Here is a 17,571-nt window from a genome sequence, read left to right as displayed (position 1 = left end):
ATAATTTAACTTCTGTCCTCTCGTTCATCATTATCGTCAAATAGTCTTGTCAGGCTGCCCATTTGCATTAGCTTCATGCATTTTTTAAGTTTTTTCTGCCTTTTTTTATTTAAATAAGGATTAATTGCATTCAGTAAATTTATCTTTGGATCACTTGGAGAAATTGCATTCATAGCCTTTTTCACTTTTCTTGACAAATCATTTGCTTCGTCAGCGGCTTTTGGAGGAGTATCCGCTGTGTCGGTTTTTTCACCGGAATTATTTTCAGATGGGCTTTCTTCATTAGTACTATTGGACATAAGCATGTTTAATAAGCCCTTAACATTTTCAGGGATATTTGCGTTTGAGTTTTGTCCGCCTAGCATTTCTGCTATTTGTTTAAATTTCTCGCCCATGTCGTCACTCATTCAAATACCTCCCAATGACTTCATTTTGATTTCAAGAAATCATTTACCTTTTTCATTATAGCTTCACTATCTTTACCAAGCATTTTTTCCAGCTTGTTCAAATCATCCTGGGTTATTTTCTTTTTTATTTCATCCTTATCAATTTTCATATTTTTAAGCTTTTCTTCATCTATTTCGTTGATTTTCTTTACCAGCTCTTCTTTGTCGATTTTTGCAATTTTTTTCTCGATTTCATCAGGATTTTCTTTTTTCAGCATTTCAATTGCTTTATTTACTTTTGATTGAACCTTTTTATCAGACATCATTTCTTGCAGCTTCTTGCTTAATGAATCTCCCATAGAAAAACCTCCGCTATGTAATATAAAAAATTATCGCTATTTACATTTTATGCCTGATGGCATACCTATATGTACAAACTATACTTCAAAATTTTAAATAGAAGCTTGGATCAATCAATAACCCAAGCTTCTATTTAAGTAATTTTGGCCTGTCATAAAGTCAATTACGGTTTGAAGCCTTGCTATTAATGCAAATATTTGCTTAAAGCGATTATTTTAGGTTTCAATAATTGGATTATACGAATTGCACTTAGGCAGGCATCAGCCTCAAGGCCTCCGCTTAACCGATTACAGCGGTTTGCGCGGTTGCATGTAATTAATCGCAGCAACTATCTTCGCCACAGCAGCAAAGGTATATCAGCAACAGGATTATTGCAAGCCATATTAACCAGTCGCAGTCATCAAATAAATCTGAGAAGCAGCAAGAGCTACCATTACAGCAGCAGAAGAAAATCAATGCCAATATGATCAGCCATTCACATCCAAAGCCGCCATCACAACTTTTACTTCCACCAAAACATCCCATAACTTTACCTCCAAATAAATAATTAAGATATTGCATAATATGTGGCTAAAATAAAAGTTGTTACATTAATAAAACTAATTTTGAAAATAATATATGGTGGTATAGTATAATAATGTTATAAGATTGCTCTGTTATAAAAAATAAAAAATTATATAGGGGGAGAAAGCATGTTTGATGCGATAATTATCGGAAAAGGCCCTGCCGGCATATCCGCAGCGCTGTATACAGTACGGGCCGGTATGAGGACCTTGGTTATAGGGCAGGATAAAAGCTCATTAAGTAAGGCAGACAGAATTGAAAATTATTATGGATTTGCCGAACCGGTTTCAGGAAGGTATCTTTTAGAACAGGGAGAAAAGCAGGCAAAGAGGCTGGGTGTAAAATTTGATGATAATGAGGTTATAGCCATAGATAAAGGTGAATTTTTTGATGTTTATACCACAGATCAGAACTATTCCTGCAAATCGGTCTTGTTAGCTACAGGGCAGCAGAACGTAAAATTAAAAATTGATAGACTGACCGAGTTTGAAGGAAAAGGAGTCAGCTATTGCACAACCTGCGACGGATTCTTTTACAGAGGCTTAAAGGTCGGTCTGGTGGGATATAAAGACTATGTTATACATGAAGCTATGGAGCTTGATAATCTTAGTAAGAATATAACAATTTTCACTAACGGAAAAGAGCTGGAGCTGTCAGACAAATACAATAATCTAATTTCAAAATTTTCTATAAATAAAAAGATAATCAAGGAAATTGACGGAAATGATACCATTGAAAATATTATATTTGAAGACGGAACACAGGAGAGCATAGATGGCCTGTTTATAGCCTTTGAATCTGCTTCAAGCACAGACTTCGCAAGGAAGCTGGGTGTTATAACGAAAAAAAGCTCTGTTGTCGTTGATGAAAATCAGATGACTAATATGAAAGGACTGTTTGCTGCGGGAGATTGCACAGAAGGGTTGAAGCAGGTTTCTGCCGCGGTTGGTCAGGGTGCGGTAGCAGGCAAGCAGATGATTGCATATATAAGAAATCTGTAAAGCTAATATATTGATTAAAAAAATATCTAATACTAAGATGATGTTTCAATAAAGAAATGTTGCCTTAGTATTCTTTTTTATGGGAAATAACTACAAAATATTTTTAATATATTGCCACAGCTTGAAAAAATTTACAATGAGTGATAAAATATGACTAAAGTCAATTAAAGCTCAAGCCCCCGCACGATAAATATCGGGATTATTTTCTGTCGTTATCAGGCGGATTACATTTTTAAACGGCTGGTGTCATCAGCCTTCTAGCTGATATTAATTGACTCGCCAGCAAAAAAATAGTAGTCCCTTAAAATTTAGGAGATAAAGTATGTTTGCAATATTTGTATTATTATGGATTATTTCCGTATTGTTAATTTATGCAAACCCCAAGACACCATGGGCATTCTGGGGAAGTGTCTGCTTGTTCTTAAATGGATTTGGCGGAGTCGCCGTGATAATCGGTGACAATATAATACCGCATGCTAATAATTTAGCTGTGACAAATGCTTGCTTTACTATAAAGTGTATAGCAGATATATTTCAGCATTACTTTGCAACTTACGCTTTTACTTGTTTTGCACTTTACTTCACCAACTTCTTGGATTTTAAAATTAGTAATCTTCTTAAAAATAGTATTGTAGTTATCCTATCTATTCCAAGTATTCTGACCTTTATAGTATATCCCCGCTTTGAGCCTAGTTATATATTTCTGTCGGCGTGGGTTGTTCCATATACCTTAATAGCAAATGCTATACTGATTATTAGTACTGCTAAAGAAAAAGATCAATCCGAAAAAAATCAAAAAATTCTGGTATGTGTATGTGTAAGCCCCACAACATTATTTTTAATGTGGACCAGTTATTTGTCGGTGGCTATGGGCTATGACGGAGTATGGGAATTAAATGTTTATATTATATTGCTTCAGTTCATTGTATTTGTAGTATTGGCATTGAAATACGGAATACTTGGTATAAGGCTGAGAGTTGAAAGATGCAATCTGGATGATACAATAGATAGTGTCATAGGCGGAATGAGTATAATATCCCATGCAATCAAGAATGAGTCTGCTACGATAAATTTATGTGCTGATACAATACGGGCTTCATTAAAATCATATGATAATATCGAAAACAAGCTTAATATTATAAAAAGTTCATGCAGAAACTTGTCAGACTTTGCTCGCAAGATAAATGAATTCAGGATTTATGATATGGATTTGGAACCCTATGACCTTTACACTTTATCTGAAAGAGTCATAGCCCAGGTTACCCCTTTGATATCTGGCAAGGATATTAAAATAATCAATTTATGCAAGGAGAATTTTGTTATAACCTTAGATGTCGTTCATGTATCAGAGGTCTTGAAAAATTTGATAATTAATGCTATTGAAGCTATTAATAACAGTGGGATAATTAAAATTGAAACCGGATTTGCAGATGAAAAGGTTTATTTATCTGTTATAGATAATGGAATAGGAATTCCGCCCGAATCCATCGAAAAGGTATTGACACCATTTTACTCGACAAAAAAAGGAAAGAATAATTTCGGCCTGGGCCTCAGTTACTGCTACAAGGTTATGAAGTGCCATAAGGGTAATTTAAAGATATCAAGCAATGTGAATCAAGGAACAAGGATGACATTGCTGTTTCCTGTAAAAAAGGTTGTTAATGTGGCAGGCAGTATTACTGCAAAAGCTGATTAAATAACGCAGTAATTATGACAGTAGGAAACAGTTCCTTTCTAATCCCCTCTTGCACCATATAATATTAAACAACTCAAATTAATATTATAGACAAACCGCAGCTTAAAAGTTTTATTATAAAAAGGCTGACAAGTTAGAATACTTCTTTATGCTTGGGCATAGAAATAATGATGTAAGGGATGAATATTCATAAATCAGCTTTTAACATTTTAGTGTGAGGTGGCATAAAGATGCGAAAACTATTAAGTTTTATTTTGGCATGTGGGGTTATAATGACTGTTTTTACCGGCTGTACATATACGGATAACGGTGGAGATACTGCCAGCGGCGATGAGTTAACCCCTTCCGGCAGTGTCACAATGGGAGACACTGAGGCGAGTGGGTTGAAGGATAAGACACCCATTCAGCTGTATTTTATAAATGAGCAGGGAAACAAGCTTGCACCCCAGACCAGATATATTGACAATACCGAAACAAGTAAGGGTAATGCATATCTGGCTACAGTGGCATTAAAGGAGCTTATAAAGGGACCGGATAAAGGAAGTCAGCTGCTGGCATCTATTCCTGAAGGGACGACGGTTCACTCGGAGGTTGTTATTAAGGATGGAGTGGCTACGGTTGATTTATCAAAGGAGTTTGTAAGTAAGCATCCGGGAGGGAAAAAGAATGAGCAGCTTACCCTTTATTCAATAGTGAATACGCTTACTGAAATAAAGGAAATAAAATCAGTGCAATTCAAGGTTGAAGGTAAGGTTAAAAAGGAATTTAAAGGTAGCTACCAGATTGATGTTGCCTATCCAAGATCGGCTTATTTAATTTCGGCACAGCCTGCAGCAAATAGCTCGGACGGAGTGGAAGCAGCTAAGGATAATGCTGCACAGCAGGAAAAGGATGATAGCAAGGACAAAGTGAAGGAAGACACCTCCAAAGACAAAAAGACTACCTCAGAGGATAAGGATTCTGACGATGTAAAAACGAATGCAGATATTGATGAGGAATTGCTTGAGTGATAAAAGGATTTAACGGTTTAATTTTGTAGATAGATGCCAAGGTATCCTGAGGGGGATTATTTGCGCCTGAAAGGCAAGCCCTTCAGGATGCCTTGTTTTTATATTTTAATTGGTTAAAATAGTCTATTGCTTAATGTTGACAGCACCTGCCGCACACATGCCTGTTAGGGCAGTTTCCATCCCCTGATTTTTTTGATTAAAGTCAATTACGGTTCAAGCCTTCGCGATGATATATCGTCTTTTCGGGCGAATTAAGCTTTTAGCTAATTTTGAACAAGATAATATTTACACTTTTAAATACAGCCTCCGGAGCATGGCTTCCACACTCAGGGCAGCTTATTTGACTATTCTCACGCTCACTCATTTTAGCCATTATATTAAATTCACTTCCGCATTTTGAACATTTCAAATCGTAAAAGGGCATACATAAAACCTCCGTAAACTAAAATCAGATTTATTACATCATAAATTTAATCATGGAAATGGAAAAATCATCTGGCACAACAGGCTAAATTAATACTGTGCATAAATAATTATTAATAACAAAAAATAATGTCAGATATGCTTGGAGGAGGTTAACTTCAAATCCAAGCCTACCGGTGAAATCGGGTTTTTAGCCAATAGTAATTTTCTTTTAGTGAAACACTGTAATATACATCAAATAGATGCGGAGGGTTTTTTATGCATACAGTCTGGAAGGGTTCAATCAGCTTCGGATTGGTAAATATACCGGTCAAAATGTTCACAGCCACAGAGGATAAGGATATACGCTTTAAATATATTCATAAGGAATGCCATACGCCGGTCAAATATAAAAAAGTTTGTCCCGTCTGCAACAAGGAGGTACAGCCTGATGAAATAGTAAAGGGGTATGAATATGAGCCCGGAAGGTTTGTTGTTCTGACAGATGAGGATTTTACGTCTATTGAGTCGAAAGGGGAAAGGACAGTTGAAATTTTGGATTTTGTTAAATTGGAGGAAATTGATCCCATTTACTTTGACAAGACATATTATTTAGCTCCCCAGGAAACAGGAGGCAAGGCGTATACTCTTTTAAGAGAAGCACTGAGCGGAAAAAACAGAATCGCTGTTGCGAAAATAACGGTAAGAGAGCGTGAATCACTGGCTGTTATAAGAGTATACAATAATGTTATAGTACTGGAAACAATTTTTTATCCCGATGAGGTCAGGGATTACAAACAGGTGCCGGGAATTCCTGAGAATATTCAGACTACAAAAGCAGAGCTGGATATGGCTTCACAGCTGATTGAAAACTTAACGGATGCTTTCAGGCCTGATAAATACGTAGACACGTACCGGGAAAAGCTATTTGCGCTGATTACCGCCAAGGTGGAAGGAAAAGAGGTTTTTGTTCAGAAAGAGGCTCCGAAGGAAAATGTAATAAGCCTGATGGAGGCCTTGCAGCAAAGCATACAAATGTCTAAAGGCGCAAAGCAGGATAAGGGCTCAGATGAAACTCAAAAAGCTGCAAGGAAGAAAAGCATAGAAAAATCAGCGGATGATAATAAGGTTAAAGATGAAAAGCCCAAGGCGAAAACCAAAAAAGTCAGGGAGACAATTAAAACATGAATTGGATAGCTCCGATGGAGCCAATCGGTATTGATGCTGTAAAGGACAGCTCTGAATATATTCATGAGACAAAGTGGGATGGTATAAGGGGGCTGGTTTATATTCAAAACAGTGAATTGAAAATATATACAAAGGGTGGTAAGGAAAGAACAGCCTTTTATCCTGAACTTGGTGTTTTAGCTGAAAAATTCAAAAGCAAGGATATAATTCTTGACGGAGAGATGGTGGTCTTTGATAAGAATGGACTGCCTTCATTTTACAGCAGTCTTGTCCGGGAAAGTGTCAAAAGTGAAAAAAACTTGAAATATTATCAGAAAAACTATCCTGTAAATTATTTTGTTTTTGATATTCTCCAGTACAAGGACAAACTGTTGACCGGATATGGCTTGAGAGAAAGGAAGCAGCTTCTCGGACAGGTTACTGACTCTCTGACCGGTAAGAATAATTTTTTTCATTTATCAGAAGCATATACTGATGGAAGGGAACTGTTTAAAAAAATGAAGGAAAAAAATATGGAAGGAATTGTTTCAAAGAAGATAACCAGTCCTTATATTTCTGGAAAGAAGCATGATGCATGGTATAAGACTAAGTTTACAAAAAAAATGCTTTGCATCATAGGAGGTATACTTTGGAAGAATAAAGAGCCATATTCTCTTGCTTTGGGTGTAAAAATCGCTGAAAGCGAAAAGCTTAATTACGTTGGAAAGGCATCCTTGGGATTAAAAGCATCAGATTTTAAATTAATAAAGGAATATCGTGAAAAGCTCATACAGGAGGAATGCCCTTTTTCTGAGGATAGCGCAGCCGGTTTGGATACAAAGGGGAATGAGCTCACCTGGACCAATCCTTTTATAACCTGCTGGGTTAATTTCCTTGAGCTGTCCAATGACGGACATTTGAGGCAGCCCAAGCTTGCGGGCTTTACTTCTCTGCCTGCTTCAGAGGCCGATGGAAAGGTGCTGACAGAATGATGGATATTGTTGATATAAGGTTAAAAATCGAAAATAAGGAAATCAATTTAACCAATCCGGACAAGCTGCTCTGGCCGGAAGCAAATATTACAAAGAAGGACTACATCGAAGCAATGACTGTATTGGCGCCTTTTATGCTGAAGTATGCTAAAAACAGAATGCTGACATCAATCAGATATCCGCATGGTGCCGGAAACAAAAGCTTCTTCCAGAAGGAAAAGCCGGATAATACACCGGAATGGGTTAAAACAGTTAAATTTAACGGAAAGAATTATATTATGCTCAATTCGGCTGCAACTATTGTATGGTTGTGTACTCAAGCAGTTCTGGAATTTCATACAAGCTTTAATCCATATAATGATTTAGAGCATCCGTCTCATCTGGTATTCGATCTTGATCCGGATGATAATCAGGAATTTGAGGATGTGGCGGGCATTTCTCTTAGTATCTATGAAACACTTCAGTCCTTAAGCATTAAGGGCTTTATAAAAACATCCGGAGCATCAGGCCTTCAGATATTTATACCGACAGCTGCCAAGTATGACTATGATACGGCACGCAAGCTGAATGAGTTCTTTGCACAATATTTTGTGCAGAAATTGAAGGGAAAGCTGACCATTGAAAGACTGAAAAAGAACAGAGAAGGTAAGACATATTTTGATTGGCTGCAGATGTGGTATGGTAAAACCATGATAGCGCCGTATTCACCGAGGGCAGTAGCCAGCGCTGTTGTTTCCGCACCGTTGGAATGGGAGGAGCTTAGCTGGGCACGTCCTGAGCTGTTTACTTTAAAAAATATAGCCTCCAGACTTGAAGAAAAGGGAGACTTATTTGAACCAAGCTTGAATTGCAATAATACCGAGAAGCTGGATGAAATCTTGAAAAGGCTGATTTGATAGGGGCTGACTAAAGTCAATTACGATTCAAGTCTTTGCGGCTATAGAATCTCTGGGCGGTATTTAGCATTAAGAGTCATGAGAAGCCTGATTTTAAAAATTAATTTCCTGACAGTTGTCATAAATCTGAAATTTGTATACAATAAAATAATGCGGTATCAGTTATATTATTAATTGTATCTGAAGGGATGTATATCTGTTATAGATAAAATATGGTTTGAAATATACAGGGAGGTGCGGAAAATGAGAGTGTTAGTAACAGGAGGGGCAGGCTATATAGGAAGCCATACTTGCGTTGAGCTTCTTGAGGCAGGTCATGAGGTGATAATTGTTGATAACTTGTGCAACAGCAAGGAAACAGTACTGGATAGGATTAAAAAGATTACCGGTAAGAGCTTGAGCTTTTATAAAACAGATATTGTAAGCAGAGATGAATTGGAGAAGGTATTTGAATGTGAGAAAATAGATGTTGTTATTCATTTTGCAGGTCTGAAGGCAGTAGGAGAATCAGTGGCGATACCGCTGAAATATTATTACAACAATCTGACGGGAACACTTGTACTCTGTGAATTAATGCAGAAATACGGGGTGAAAAATCTGGTATTCAGTTCTTCTGCAACAGTATACGGAGACCCGGAGAGTGTTCCGATTTCTGAAGAATTCAAGCTCTCATGCACGAATCCTTACGGCCGAACAAAGCTTATGATAGAAGATATTTTAAGAGACTTGTACATAGCGGATAAAACTTGGAATATAGCTATTTTGAGATATTTCAATCCTATCGGTGCGCATATCAGCGGAACAATAGGAGAGGATCCTAATGGAATACCTAATAATCTGGTTCCGTATATTGCTCAGGTGGCAGTTGGCAAGCTTGAGATGCTGAGCGTATATGGAGATGATTATGATACTGCAGACGGTACCGGAGTCAGAGATTATATCCATGTAGTGGATTTGGCGAGGGGGCATTTGAAGGCTCTGGATAAGCTTTCAAAAGAGCATATAGGGGTCAGAGAATACAATTTGGGCACAGGCAACGGATATAGTGTACTTCAGATGGTAGAGGCTTTTTCTAAGGCAAGTGGTAAGAAGATTCCTTACAAGATAGCTGGCAGAAGGTCTGGAGATATAGCAGCCTGCTATTCAAAGACCGACAGAGCTAAGAATGAATTGGGCTGGGAAGCTGAAAAAGGGCTGGATGAAATGTGCAGGGATTCATGGCGGTGGCAGTCGTTGAATCCTGACGGATATAAATAAATTTTTTATGCCGGAAAATCGGCTTGGAGGTTAACATGAGTGACAAAGCTACTTTAGTAATAATGGCCGCAGGCATGGGCAGCAGATATGGAGGCCTAAAGCAGATTGATCCTGTAGGTCCGAATGGCGAAATAATTATGGAATACTCCATATATGATGCTTTAAAAGCCGGCTTTGGCAAGGTTGTATTTATTATAAAAAGAGACATGGAGGAAACATTCCGAGAGCTGATAGGGAAGAAAATTGAAGGCTTGATTGATGTGGAATATGTATATCAGAAAGTGGACAATCTGCCGCAGGGGTTCAGCTTACCTGAGGGGAGAGTTAAGCCTTGGGGAACCGGACATGCGGTGCTGAGTGCAAAAGATGCAGTAAAGACTCCGTTTGCAGTTATAAATGCGGATGACTTTTATGGAGCTAATACATACAAGCTGCTTAGCGATTTTTTATCCTCAAATAAGGATTCGGACGATAAATATAAGTATTGCATGGTTGGGTTTATCATTGAGAATACTCTTACTGAAAACGGACATGTTGCAAGGGGCGTATGCAATGTGGACAGTGAAGGGAATCTGATTGATATTCATGAAAGAACTAAAATAATGAAATTCGATAAGGAAGCCAAGTATACTGAGGATGACCGGAATTGGATGGTAATTCCTGAAAACAGTATAGTTTCAATGAATACATGGGGATTTAATCAAAGTATTTTTGACGAATTGGAAAAAGGATTCCCTGTATTCTTAAATAGCAGTATGGATAACCTGCTGAAAGCAGAATACTTTTTGCCTACAGTAGTGGATAGGCTTATTAAGGAAGGAAAGGCCGATGTAAAGGTGCTGTCTACTACAGACAAATGGTATGGCGTAACATATCAGGAGGATAAGCAAAATGTAAAGAAATCCATCGGAGATATGGTGTCAGAAGGAAAATATCCGATGAACCTTTGGGGAAAATAAATTAATTTTTTGTATTTATTTAAGTTTTAAAGCTTTCATCTTGAAAAACGGTAATATATGTAATATAATGTAAAATATTATAAAGGTTTTTAACCTTATTATTTAACATACATAGATGGTATGAACGGTAACCGTTACAGAAATCTAGTATAAAAAACCTGTGAAGTGAGGGATATACATGTATAACGACAAAAACTTAATTTGTAAAGAATGTGGTGAGGAATTTATTTTTTCCGCAGGGGAGCAAGAGTTTTATGCGGAAAGAGGATTTCAAAATGAGCCGACAAGATGTAAGGAGTGCAGAAGCAAAAGGGATCATTCGGCTAAAAAAGAGCTTTATGATGCAGTTTGCGCACAGTGCGGACAGCCGACGAAAGTTCCGTTTAAGCCGCATTTAGATAAACCTGTATATTGCAGTAACTGCTTTTCCAATAAAAAGTAATACATAGTTTGGACTATAATTATTAATACTATAGGTGGGCTGAGTTAAGCTACTATTCTATATGTAGTTTGGTTCAGGCTGCTTTTTTTATTATCTGATATTCAAGCTTATTTAAGCGGCATATGTTATCCACAGGTATAATTCCTTAATAGAATAGTTATTAACAAGGTTATTAACATTATCCACAGAATAAATATGCACAAAACAGGTGTTTTGTTGAATATATGTGTAAAAACTCGGACAGGCATTGTTTTAAAGCACTTAGCTGTGGTATAAAAAAAGAATAGAAATTGATTAATATTTGTAGAAGGAATTTCTAAAAGCTTTGTAGAAGTATAGAGTCATAACAAGTACCAATATTTAAATGGCTAAATTATTGATGACACACAAAATTTGGAGAGGGGCTGTTATTTATGAAAACTATAATTACCGGAAAAAATATTGAGATTACAGATGGACTTAGAGAGAGAGTAACAAAAAAAATTGCGAAGTTAGATAGATTTTTTGATAAAGAATCGGAGGCTCATGTTACATTAAGTGTTCAGAGACTCAGGCAGACAGCAGAAGTAACTATCCCTTTTAACGGTATCGTGCTGAGAGCAGAAGAGTCAAATGAAGATATGTATGTTTCAATTGATAAGGCTGTTGATTTAATAGAAAGGCAAATCAGGAAGAACAGGACAAGACTTGAAAGAAGACTGTATGCCAATGATTTCAGAGTGGAGGATTTCAAGTTTACAGAAGAGGTGCCTGAGGAAAAGGAATTCAAGGTAGTTAGATCAAAGAGATTTGCCATTAAGCCGATGGATGTGGAAGAAGCAATTCTTCAAATGAATTTGCTGGGGCATGAATTTTTTATGTTCTTTAACTCTGAAACTAATCATAGTAATGTAGTTTATAAAAGAAAAGACGGAAATTATGGTTTGATTGAACCTGAGTTTTAAGTATTTAATAAAAGTGGGCGGTTCCGGCAGAGTATATTTTTTGCCGGGGTCACCCGTTTTTTAATTTAAAGGCGTATATTTTACATTTTGTACTCAAAGTAATATAATACATAAAGAATTACTATGTTTTTGTGCCGGAAAGGGTATGCTTAAAACCTAAATCTGGTTTATGCATTTACAAGGAGAGATTGAAATATGTTTACTAAAACTTCTTATGGTATCACAGTGGCAAAAAGAAGGGAATTAAGCAGAAGCAATGGTGTTTTCGGATATTTGCTTCAAGAATGGCTGTTATTTCTGACACTTACAATACTCATATTTAAATCAATTATTTTAATGGGATTTGTATACAGCTCAGATCAATCTGTTATTAACATGGCATTAGGCTTGAAAAATATAAAATATATGTCAATTTGTATTGCTCCTCTGGCAGTATTGGTTTCTTTAAGCTTTTTGCCAAAAAATAAGGCAAGGCTGTGGTTCCTGCTAATTCTGAACTTTTTATGCTCCTTACTGTTTTTTCTTGATGCACTTTATTTTAGAGCCGGAGATAATTTTTTGTCTTTTCAGCTGTTAGGGCAATCCGGAAGCTTCGGGAATATGCAGGGAAGCATCCTTACAATGTTCAGGCTGTGCGATTTAGTATTCTTTTTTGATATTCCGGTAATAGCTGTTTTATTGATTGCAACAAGGGGGCTTTACTATTCTTCTCCTCTGTTTACTGAATTGAAACCCCGTATAATATCGTTTTTCACAGTATTTGTTTTAGCTGTTGTATTTATGATATTTACACATATATCAATTTGTGCCGGCAGCAATGATAAAAATGCTTATATATTCTACGCTTACAGTAATCCGAAGCAGACTATCTGCAATAATGCTCCTGTGGCATATCATTTTTTTGACTTCTATGTATTTTTATCAGATTTAAAGCCCTGAATTAATTAATATTATTTTGAGAGGTATTAACATTGAAAAATATAATTCTAATAGGTATGCCAAGCTCAGGGAAAAGCACTGTGGGAGTTGTAATAGCCAAATATCTGGGAATGGATTTCGCCGATACGGATGTAGTTCTGCAAACTCAGCAGAACAGGCAGCTGCAGGATATAATTAACAAGGATGGCATTGACAGGTTTCTGGAAATTGAAGAAAGCACGATTCTTTCTCTGAACTGCCAAAACACAGTGCTTGCCACCGGAGGGAGTGCTGTATACAGCGAAAAGGCGATGAACAGCTTAAAGCGAAATGGAATAGTAATTTATCTTAATATTGATATGAAAGCTGTTAATAAAAGATTAAAAAATATTAAAACCAGAGGTGTTGTATTAAGTCCCGGAGAGACTCTGGAGAAAATCTACAGAAAGAGAAAGCCTTTGTATGAGAGATATGCCGATATTACAATTGACAGCTCCGAAAAAACGATAGATGAAACGATAGATTCTATTCTCGAAAGATTGGCTTCCTTGTCATAGAGCATAAAATAAAATATAATTAAAGCGGTGGCTTTAAGAGACTTCAGCCGGTAGTATCTCGGCATTTATACTGTATCACGCTGATTCAACAGGCTGCATATAAATTACATATGTTTTGAGAGGTTCGGAGGAATAAATGGAATTATTGAACGGGTTAAATAAAGAGCAAGAGGAAGCAGTTCTTCATAATGAAGGGCCGCTGCTGATATTGGCAGGTGCCGGCTCTGGTAAGACCAGAGTTCTGACACACAGAATTGCATATTTGATAAAAGAACAGGGAGTTTATCCGTCAAATATACTGGCTATAACATTTACAAACAAAGCCGCAAGAGAGATGAGGGAAAGGATTGACTCTCTTATAGGGGATCTGAGCAATGATATGTGGGTAGGTACCTTTCACTCCATCTGCATAAGAATTTTAAGAAGAGATATAGAAAGACTGGGATATGACAGGAGCTTTGTTATTTATGATACATCGGACCAGCAGGTTGTAATCAAGGAATGCCTGAAGGAATTAAATCTAAACGATAAAAATTTTCCTCCCAAGTCCGTTCTTGAAACTATCGGTAAGCAGAAGGATGAGCTTATTGATGCCGAATACTTTGAAAAGCTGTATGCCTCGGATTTCAGGATGGGGAAAATAGCAAAAGCCTACAAGCTATATGAGAAAAAATTGAAAAGCAATAATGCTCTTGATTTTGATGACATTATTATGAATACTATAAAGCTTTTTAAACAATGTCCTGAGGTTTTGGAATATTACCAAAGGCGATTCAGGTATATTATGGTGGATGAGTATCAGGATACAAACACAGCCCAGTATACCCTGGTGCGGTGTTTATCCGAGACACACAAAAACCTATGCGTTGTGGGTGATGACGACCAGTCTATATATGGTTGGAGAGGGGCAAATATCCGCAATATATTAGACTTTGAAAAAGACTTCAAGGGCTGCAAAACAATAAAATTGGAACAGAATTACCGTTCTACCCAGAACATACTTGATGCCGCAAACTTTGTTATCAGCAACAATACAGGCAGAAAATGCAAAAGCCTTTGGACGGAAAATAAAGGCGGAAGTAAAATTGTTGTGTGTGAAAATGACAATGAGCATGAAGAGGCATCATATACAGCGAGAGAAATAAGCAGACTGGTAAAGGATGAAGACAGAAAATACAAGGATTTTGCGGTTCTGTACAGGATAAATGCTCAATCCCGCGTACTGGAAGAGATGTTTATGCGTGAGGGCCTTCCTTACAAGATAGTGGGAGGACAGAAATTCTATGACAGAAAGGAAATCAAAGATATTATCGCATATCTGAGACTGATACAAAATCCGGCTGATAATGTAAGCTTAAAAAGAATTATAAATGTTCCAAAGAGAGGAATTGGGGGCACTACTGTAGACAATGCCGAGAACGCGGCAATTGAAAGCGGGCTGTCAATGTTCTCTGTAATATCCGAGGCGCAGGAATATCCGGTTTTAGGCAGAGCGGCGCAAAAGCTGTCCAATTTTTCAAGCATGATAATGAAATTCAGGACTATGATGAAAAGCATGAGCATTACCGGTTTGCTTGATGTAGTGATAAATGATACGGGAGTTTTGAGGGAATATGAGGCTGAAGATACTGTTGAGGCACAATCAAGAATTGAAAATATAAAAGAGCTGAAATCCGTTGCTCTGGAATTTGAAAAGCAGAACGAAGAAAACAGTCTTGAAGAATTTCTGGCAAATATATCTCTGGTTTCGGATTTGGATAATCTTGAGGAGGAGCAGGACTATATTGTTTTAATGACAATGCATAGTGCAAAGGGTCTGGAATTCCCCGTTGTATTTATACCCGGAATGGAAGAAGGAGTTTTTCCTGGTTACAGGGCAATAACGGAAGGACCGGAGCAATTGGAGGAAGAGCGCAGGCTTTGTTATGTGGGAATAACACGTGCAAGAGAAAAGCTGTATTTGTCAAATGCAAGATTCAGAACTCTTTTTGGGAACTCAAGCTACAATAAGCCATCCAGATTTTTATCGGAAATACCCGAAAATCTTGTTGACTATCCGTTTAAACCGGTGAGAAGCTCTTTTGAGAGAGAAAGCATGGCATGGGGTAAGGCTTCCGGCAGGAATTCAGGGCAGTTTAATGGTAAGGCAGGGACTTTTGGTGCCACACTCTCAAGAGGTACTGACGAGAGTGCTTTTCAAGGCTCAGACACGGGTAAAACTGCAGCCGGAGGTTCTCTTAAGGATTTGCTTAATTCAAATCTGGTAACCCGGGGCTTTGCGGGGAATTCTGTTTCAAAAGCATGGGAGGGTTCTACAGCAGCAAGTGGTGCAGCCTCTGGAATTGTAACAGCATCAGGCTTCAGCACAGGCGATAAAGTAGAGCATAAAAAGTTTGGAAGAGGAACAGTATCAAAAGTCACGCCTGACAATGGAGATGAGACACTGGAGATACAATTTGAGGGGGCAGGCATGAAGAGGCTGATGGCGTCGCTTGCAAATTTAAAAAGGCTGGAATAGATAATCTGCCAATTAAGCTATAATGAAATATATGCCAGAGCAGATGCAACTGAGTATTAAATATATCGGAAAACTTTCAGGCAGTTTTACGGATAGTTATTTGCAAAAAGTCAATTACTATCGGCTAAAGTCTCCTAAAGTCAAAGCAAATTCAAACCCAAACTGTGTTCAAAATTAGCTTAAAAGCTTAATTCGACTGAAAAGACGATATATCGTCGCGAAGGCTTGAACCGTAATTGACTTTAGTCATATAATAAAAGCATAAACAAAAAAAGTTTTAGAAAAGCTATATTTTCTAAAACTTTTTTTGTTTTGAGGTGTATATATGTATATACAAAAAGTAAACAGACTGGCAAAGTCCGTAAAGAAAAATATTGTATTGCATCAGAGCTGTGACTAAGTATGGGGGGATTCAGGCTAAAGCATATTTTGCTTGTTTCTAAGGGTATTTGAAAGAGGTGATGGCATATTTGGAGGTTTCAGATTTAAATATATTAAAAGAATATAGAAAGAACAGCAGAAAAGGACTGGAACTGGTATACGACAGATACAGAAAATATGTCTATGCAATAGCCTACCACTATTCAGGAAATAAGGAAGATGCTCTTGATATAACTCAGGAAGTGTTTATTTCGGTTTTTAAGGCTATGGATGGCTTTAAGGAGCAATATTCCTTACTGCCGTGGATAAAAAAAATTACAGTCAATAAGTGTCTGAATTTTTTGAGAAGCAGGAAGGAAAGCTTATCTTTGAATGAAACCACAGACAGTGGGGATGAGCTGCAAAATATTATTCTTTCAAAGGAGTTTACTGAAAATACGGTAGTATGCAAGGATACAAAGAAGGTGCTTGAGGAAGCTATACAAAGGCTCCCGGACAAAGAAAGAATGGCTGTTTTATTAAGGCACATGAAGCAGATGAAATATGAAGAAATAGCAAAGACAATGAAACTTCCGCCGGGCACAGTAAAAACATTAATACATAAGGGAAGAAAAGCAATCAAACAGGATTTAGTAATGCAAGGTGTTTGGGAGGTGTAGGGAAAATGGGCTGCGATAAAATGGATTTGTTATTGCTGCAGGATTATGCGGAAGGGATAATTGAACCGTTGGGGAGGTTATTTGTTGAAACTCACCTGACTGCATGTAAGGACTGCAGGAGAGAATTGACAGAGCTGAAGCTTATGCTTTGGGACTTAAATAACAAAAGTAATTATGAGACTGAATATCCGGAGGAGCTGGATGCTCTTGGCAGCGGATTAATTGATGATTTTCTGGGTGAGGAAGAAAAACTTGATACCCGTAGGTTTATTGACATGCAGCTCAACAATATGAAAATGTCCAGTAGGTTTCTGGATTATGTTCCGGGGGCAAAGCAAGCTCCAATAGTGCTTAAAAAAGCATCAAAGGGAATGGCAAGAGGCTTGGCAAAGGGCGTGAAAAAAATACTTGCCGCCAGGTAAAGTCAATTATTGATGCAGCCGGTCATGGTTAGAAGTCTTT

Annotated in this window: 19 protein-coding genes; 15 read left to right on the top strand and 4 right to left on the bottom strand. The window is 37.4% G+C overall.

Annotated features, from left to right (window positions below):
- Positions 1-5: 5 nt before the first annotated feature.
- From LY28_RS07375 to LY28_RS07365, 3 genes are all read right to left on the bottom strand, one after another.
- A complete protein-coding gene (locus tag LY28_RS07375) occupies positions 6-407 on the bottom strand; it encodes a hypothetical protein (protein ID WP_110461545.1) in 402 nt (133 codons plus the stop codon).
- A gap of 20 nt (positions 408-427) precedes the next feature.
- Positions 428-745, bottom strand: coding sequence for a membrane trafficking protein (locus tag LY28_RS07370; protein WP_110461544.1), 318 nt, complete (start codon positions 743-745; stop codon positions 428-430).
- A 316-nt stretch (positions 746-1,061) separates the two neighbouring features.
- On the bottom strand, positions 1,062-1,271 hold the full coding sequence (locus LY28_RS07365) for a hypothetical protein (protein WP_110461543.1): 210 nt from the start codon (positions 1,269-1,271) through the stop codon (positions 1,062-1,064).
- A gap of 167 nt (positions 1,272-1,438) precedes the next feature.
- Between LY28_RS07365 and LY28_RS07360 the strand changes: the two genes are divergently transcribed.
- The 3 genes from LY28_RS07360 (at position 1,439) to LY28_RS07350 (ending at position 5,017) form a co-directional block, all read left to right on the top strand.
- Entirely contained in the window at positions 1,439-2,311 is an 873-nt protein-coding gene (locus LY28_RS07360) for an NAD(P)/FAD-dependent oxidoreductase (RefSeq protein ID WP_110461542.1), read from the top strand.
- 322 nt (positions 2,312-2,633) lie between these two features.
- Positions 2,634-4,007 (top strand): sensor histidine kinase, encoded by a 1,374-nt coding sequence (locus LY28_RS07355; RefSeq protein ID WP_110461541.1) that lies wholly within the window; start codon positions 2,634-2,636, stop codon positions 4,005-4,007.
- Between the two features lie 230 nt (positions 4,008-4,237).
- Positions 4,238-5,017 (top strand): GerMN domain-containing protein, encoded by a 780-nt coding sequence (locus LY28_RS07350; RefSeq protein ID WP_110461540.1) that lies wholly within the window; start codon positions 4,238-4,240, stop codon positions 5,015-5,017.
- 259 nt (positions 5,018-5,276) lie between these two features.
- On the opposite strand, the gene LY28_RS19515 is transcribed toward LY28_RS07350, so the two are convergent.
- On the bottom strand, positions 5,277-5,441 hold the full coding sequence (locus LY28_RS19515) for an FmdB family zinc ribbon protein (RefSeq protein WP_110461539.1): 165 nt from the start codon (positions 5,439-5,441) through the stop codon (positions 5,277-5,279).
- Positions 5,442-5,698: 257 nt separating this feature from the next.
- Between LY28_RS19515 and ku the strand changes: the two genes are divergently transcribed.
- The 12 genes from ku to LY28_RS07285 all read left to right on the top strand — a co-directional run bounded on the left by ku (position 5,699) and on the right by LY28_RS07285 (position 17,531).
- Positions 5,699-6,607: a non-homologous end joining protein Ku gene (gene ku, locus LY28_RS07340; RefSeq protein ID WP_110461538.1), complete on the top strand. Its 909-nt coding sequence runs from the start codon at positions 5,699-5,701 to the stop codon at positions 6,605-6,607.
- On the top strand, positions 6,604-7,578 hold the full coding sequence (locus LY28_RS07335; RefSeq protein ID WP_110461537.1) for an ATP-dependent DNA ligase: 975 nt from the start codon (positions 6,604-6,606) through the stop codon (positions 7,576-7,578). Before ku ends, LY28_RS07335 begins: the two co-directional genes overlap by 4 nt.
- Positions 7,575-8,474, top strand: coding sequence for a non-homologous end-joining DNA ligase (gene ligD / locus LY28_RS07330; RefSeq protein ID WP_110461536.1), 900 nt, complete (start codon positions 7,575-7,577; stop codon positions 8,472-8,474). The genes LY28_RS07335 and ligD overlap by 4 nt, the downstream gene beginning before the upstream one ends.
- 243 nt (positions 8,475-8,717) lie before the next feature.
- The gene (galE, locus tag LY28_RS07325) at positions 8,718-9,731 is read left to right on the top strand and encodes a UDP-glucose 4-epimerase GalE (RefSeq protein WP_110461535.1); all 1,014 of its coding nucleotides are present in this window, start codon (positions 8,718-8,720) and stop codon (positions 9,729-9,731) included.
- A 35-nt stretch (positions 9,732-9,766) separates the two neighbouring features.
- Positions 9,767-10,690, top strand: coding sequence for a nucleotidyltransferase family protein (locus tag LY28_RS07320; RefSeq protein WP_110461534.1), 924 nt, complete (start codon positions 9,767-9,769; stop codon positions 10,688-10,690).
- 178 nt (positions 10,691-10,868) lie between these two features.
- Entirely contained in the window at positions 10,869-11,132 is a 264-nt protein-coding gene (locus LY28_RS07315) for a zinc-ribbon domain containing protein (protein ID WP_110461533.1), read from the top strand.
- A 413-nt stretch (positions 11,133-11,545) separates the two neighbouring features.
- The gene (gene hpf / locus LY28_RS07310; RefSeq protein ID WP_110461532.1) at positions 11,546-12,076 is read left to right on the top strand and encodes a ribosome hibernation-promoting factor, HPF/YfiA family; all 531 of its coding nucleotides are present in this window, start codon (positions 11,546-11,548) and stop codon (positions 12,074-12,076) included.
- 195 nt (positions 12,077-12,271) lie between these two features.
- Positions 12,272-13,015 carry an LTA synthase family protein gene (locus LY28_RS07305; protein ID WP_110461531.1) on the top strand — a complete coding sequence of 248 codons (744 nt, stop codon included), beginning with the start codon at positions 12,272-12,274 and terminating at the stop codon, positions 13,013-13,015.
- A gap of 32 nt (positions 13,016-13,047) precedes the next feature.
- Complete coding sequence (locus LY28_RS07300; protein WP_110461530.1) at positions 13,048-13,551, top strand: shikimate kinase; 504 nt, start codon at positions 13,048-13,050, stop codon at positions 13,549-13,551.
- A gap of 136 nt (positions 13,552-13,687) precedes the next feature.
- Positions 13,688-16,069, top strand: a complete 2,382-nt coding sequence (gene pcrA / locus LY28_RS07295) for a DNA helicase PcrA (protein WP_110461529.1) — start codon at positions 13,688-13,690, stop codon at positions 16,067-16,069.
- A 470-nt stretch (positions 16,070-16,539) separates the two neighbouring features.
- Entirely contained in the window at positions 16,540-17,109 is a 570-nt protein-coding gene (locus LY28_RS07290) for an RNA polymerase sigma factor (protein WP_110461661.1), read from the top strand.
- 5 nt (positions 17,110-17,114) lie between these two features.
- Positions 17,115-17,531: an anti-sigma factor family protein gene (locus tag LY28_RS07285; RefSeq protein WP_110461528.1), complete on the top strand. Its 417-nt coding sequence runs from the start codon at positions 17,115-17,117 to the stop codon at positions 17,529-17,531.
- Positions 17,532-17,571 lie beyond the last annotated feature (40 nt).

Origin of the sequence: Ruminiclostridium sufflavum DSM 19573 (assembly GCF_003208175.1) — a bacterium.
Classification (GTDB): Bacteria; Bacillota; Clostridia; order Acetivibrionales; family DSM-1351; genus Ruminiclostridium; species Ruminiclostridium sufflavum.
The sequence above is the reverse complement of the archived record's forward strand: the minus strand, read 5'-3'. Positions and strand labels throughout refer to the sequence as shown.

Coding starts and splice junctions, on each gene's coding strand:
- LY28_RS19515 (WP_110461539.1), bottom strand. CDS start 5,441: ATGCCCTTTTACGATTTGAAATGTTCAAAATGCGGAAGTGAATTTAAT.
- LY28_RS07335 (WP_110461537.1), top strand. CDS start 6,604: ATGAATTGGATAGCTCCGATGGAGCCAATCGGTATTGATGCTGTAAAG.
- LY28_RS07370 (WP_110461544.1), bottom strand. CDS start 745: ATGGGAGATTCATTAAGCAAGAAGCTGCAAGAAATGATGTCTGATAAA.
- LY28_RS07350 (WP_110461540.1), top strand. CDS start 4,238: ATGCGAAAACTATTAAGTTTTATTTTGGCATGTGGGGTTATAATGACT.
- LY28_RS07320 (WP_110461534.1), top strand. CDS start 9,767: ATGAGTGACAAAGCTACTTTAGTAATAATGGCCGCAGGCATGGGCAGC.
- LY28_RS07375 (WP_110461545.1), bottom strand. CDS start 407: ATGAGTGACGACATGGGCGAGAAATTTAAACAAATAGCAGAAATGCTA.
- LY28_RS07355 (WP_110461541.1), top strand. CDS start 2,634: ATGTTTGCAATATTTGTATTATTATGGATTATTTCCGTATTGTTAATT.
- hpf (WP_110461532.1), top strand. CDS start 11,546: ATGAAAACTATAATTACCGGAAAAAATATTGAGATTACAGATGGACTT.
- ligD (WP_110461536.1), top strand. CDS start 7,575: ATGATGGATATTGTTGATATAAGGTTAAAAATCGAAAATAAGGAAATC.
- LY28_RS07305 (WP_110461531.1), top strand. CDS start 12,272: ATGTTTACTAAAACTTCTTATGGTATCACAGTGGCAAAAAGAAGGGAA.
- LY28_RS07360 (WP_110461542.1), top strand. CDS start 1,439: ATGTTTGATGCGATAATTATCGGAAAAGGCCCTGCCGGCATATCCGCA.
- ku (WP_110461538.1), top strand. CDS start 5,699: ATGCATACAGTCTGGAAGGGTTCAATCAGCTTCGGATTGGTAAATATA.
- pcrA (WP_110461529.1), top strand. CDS start 13,688: ATGGAATTATTGAACGGGTTAAATAAAGAGCAAGAGGAAGCAGTTCTT.
- LY28_RS07365 (WP_110461543.1), bottom strand. CDS start 1,271: ATGGGATGTTTTGGTGGAAGTAAAAGTTGTGATGGCGGCTTTGGATGT.
- LY28_RS07315 (WP_110461533.1), top strand. CDS start 10,869: ATGTATAACGACAAAAACTTAATTTGTAAAGAATGTGGTGAGGAATTT.
- galE (WP_110461535.1), top strand. CDS start 8,718: ATGAGAGTGTTAGTAACAGGAGGGGCAGGCTATATAGGAAGCCATACT.
- LY28_RS07285 (WP_110461528.1), top strand. CDS start 17,115: ATGGGCTGCGATAAAATGGATTTGTTATTGCTGCAGGATTATGCGGAA.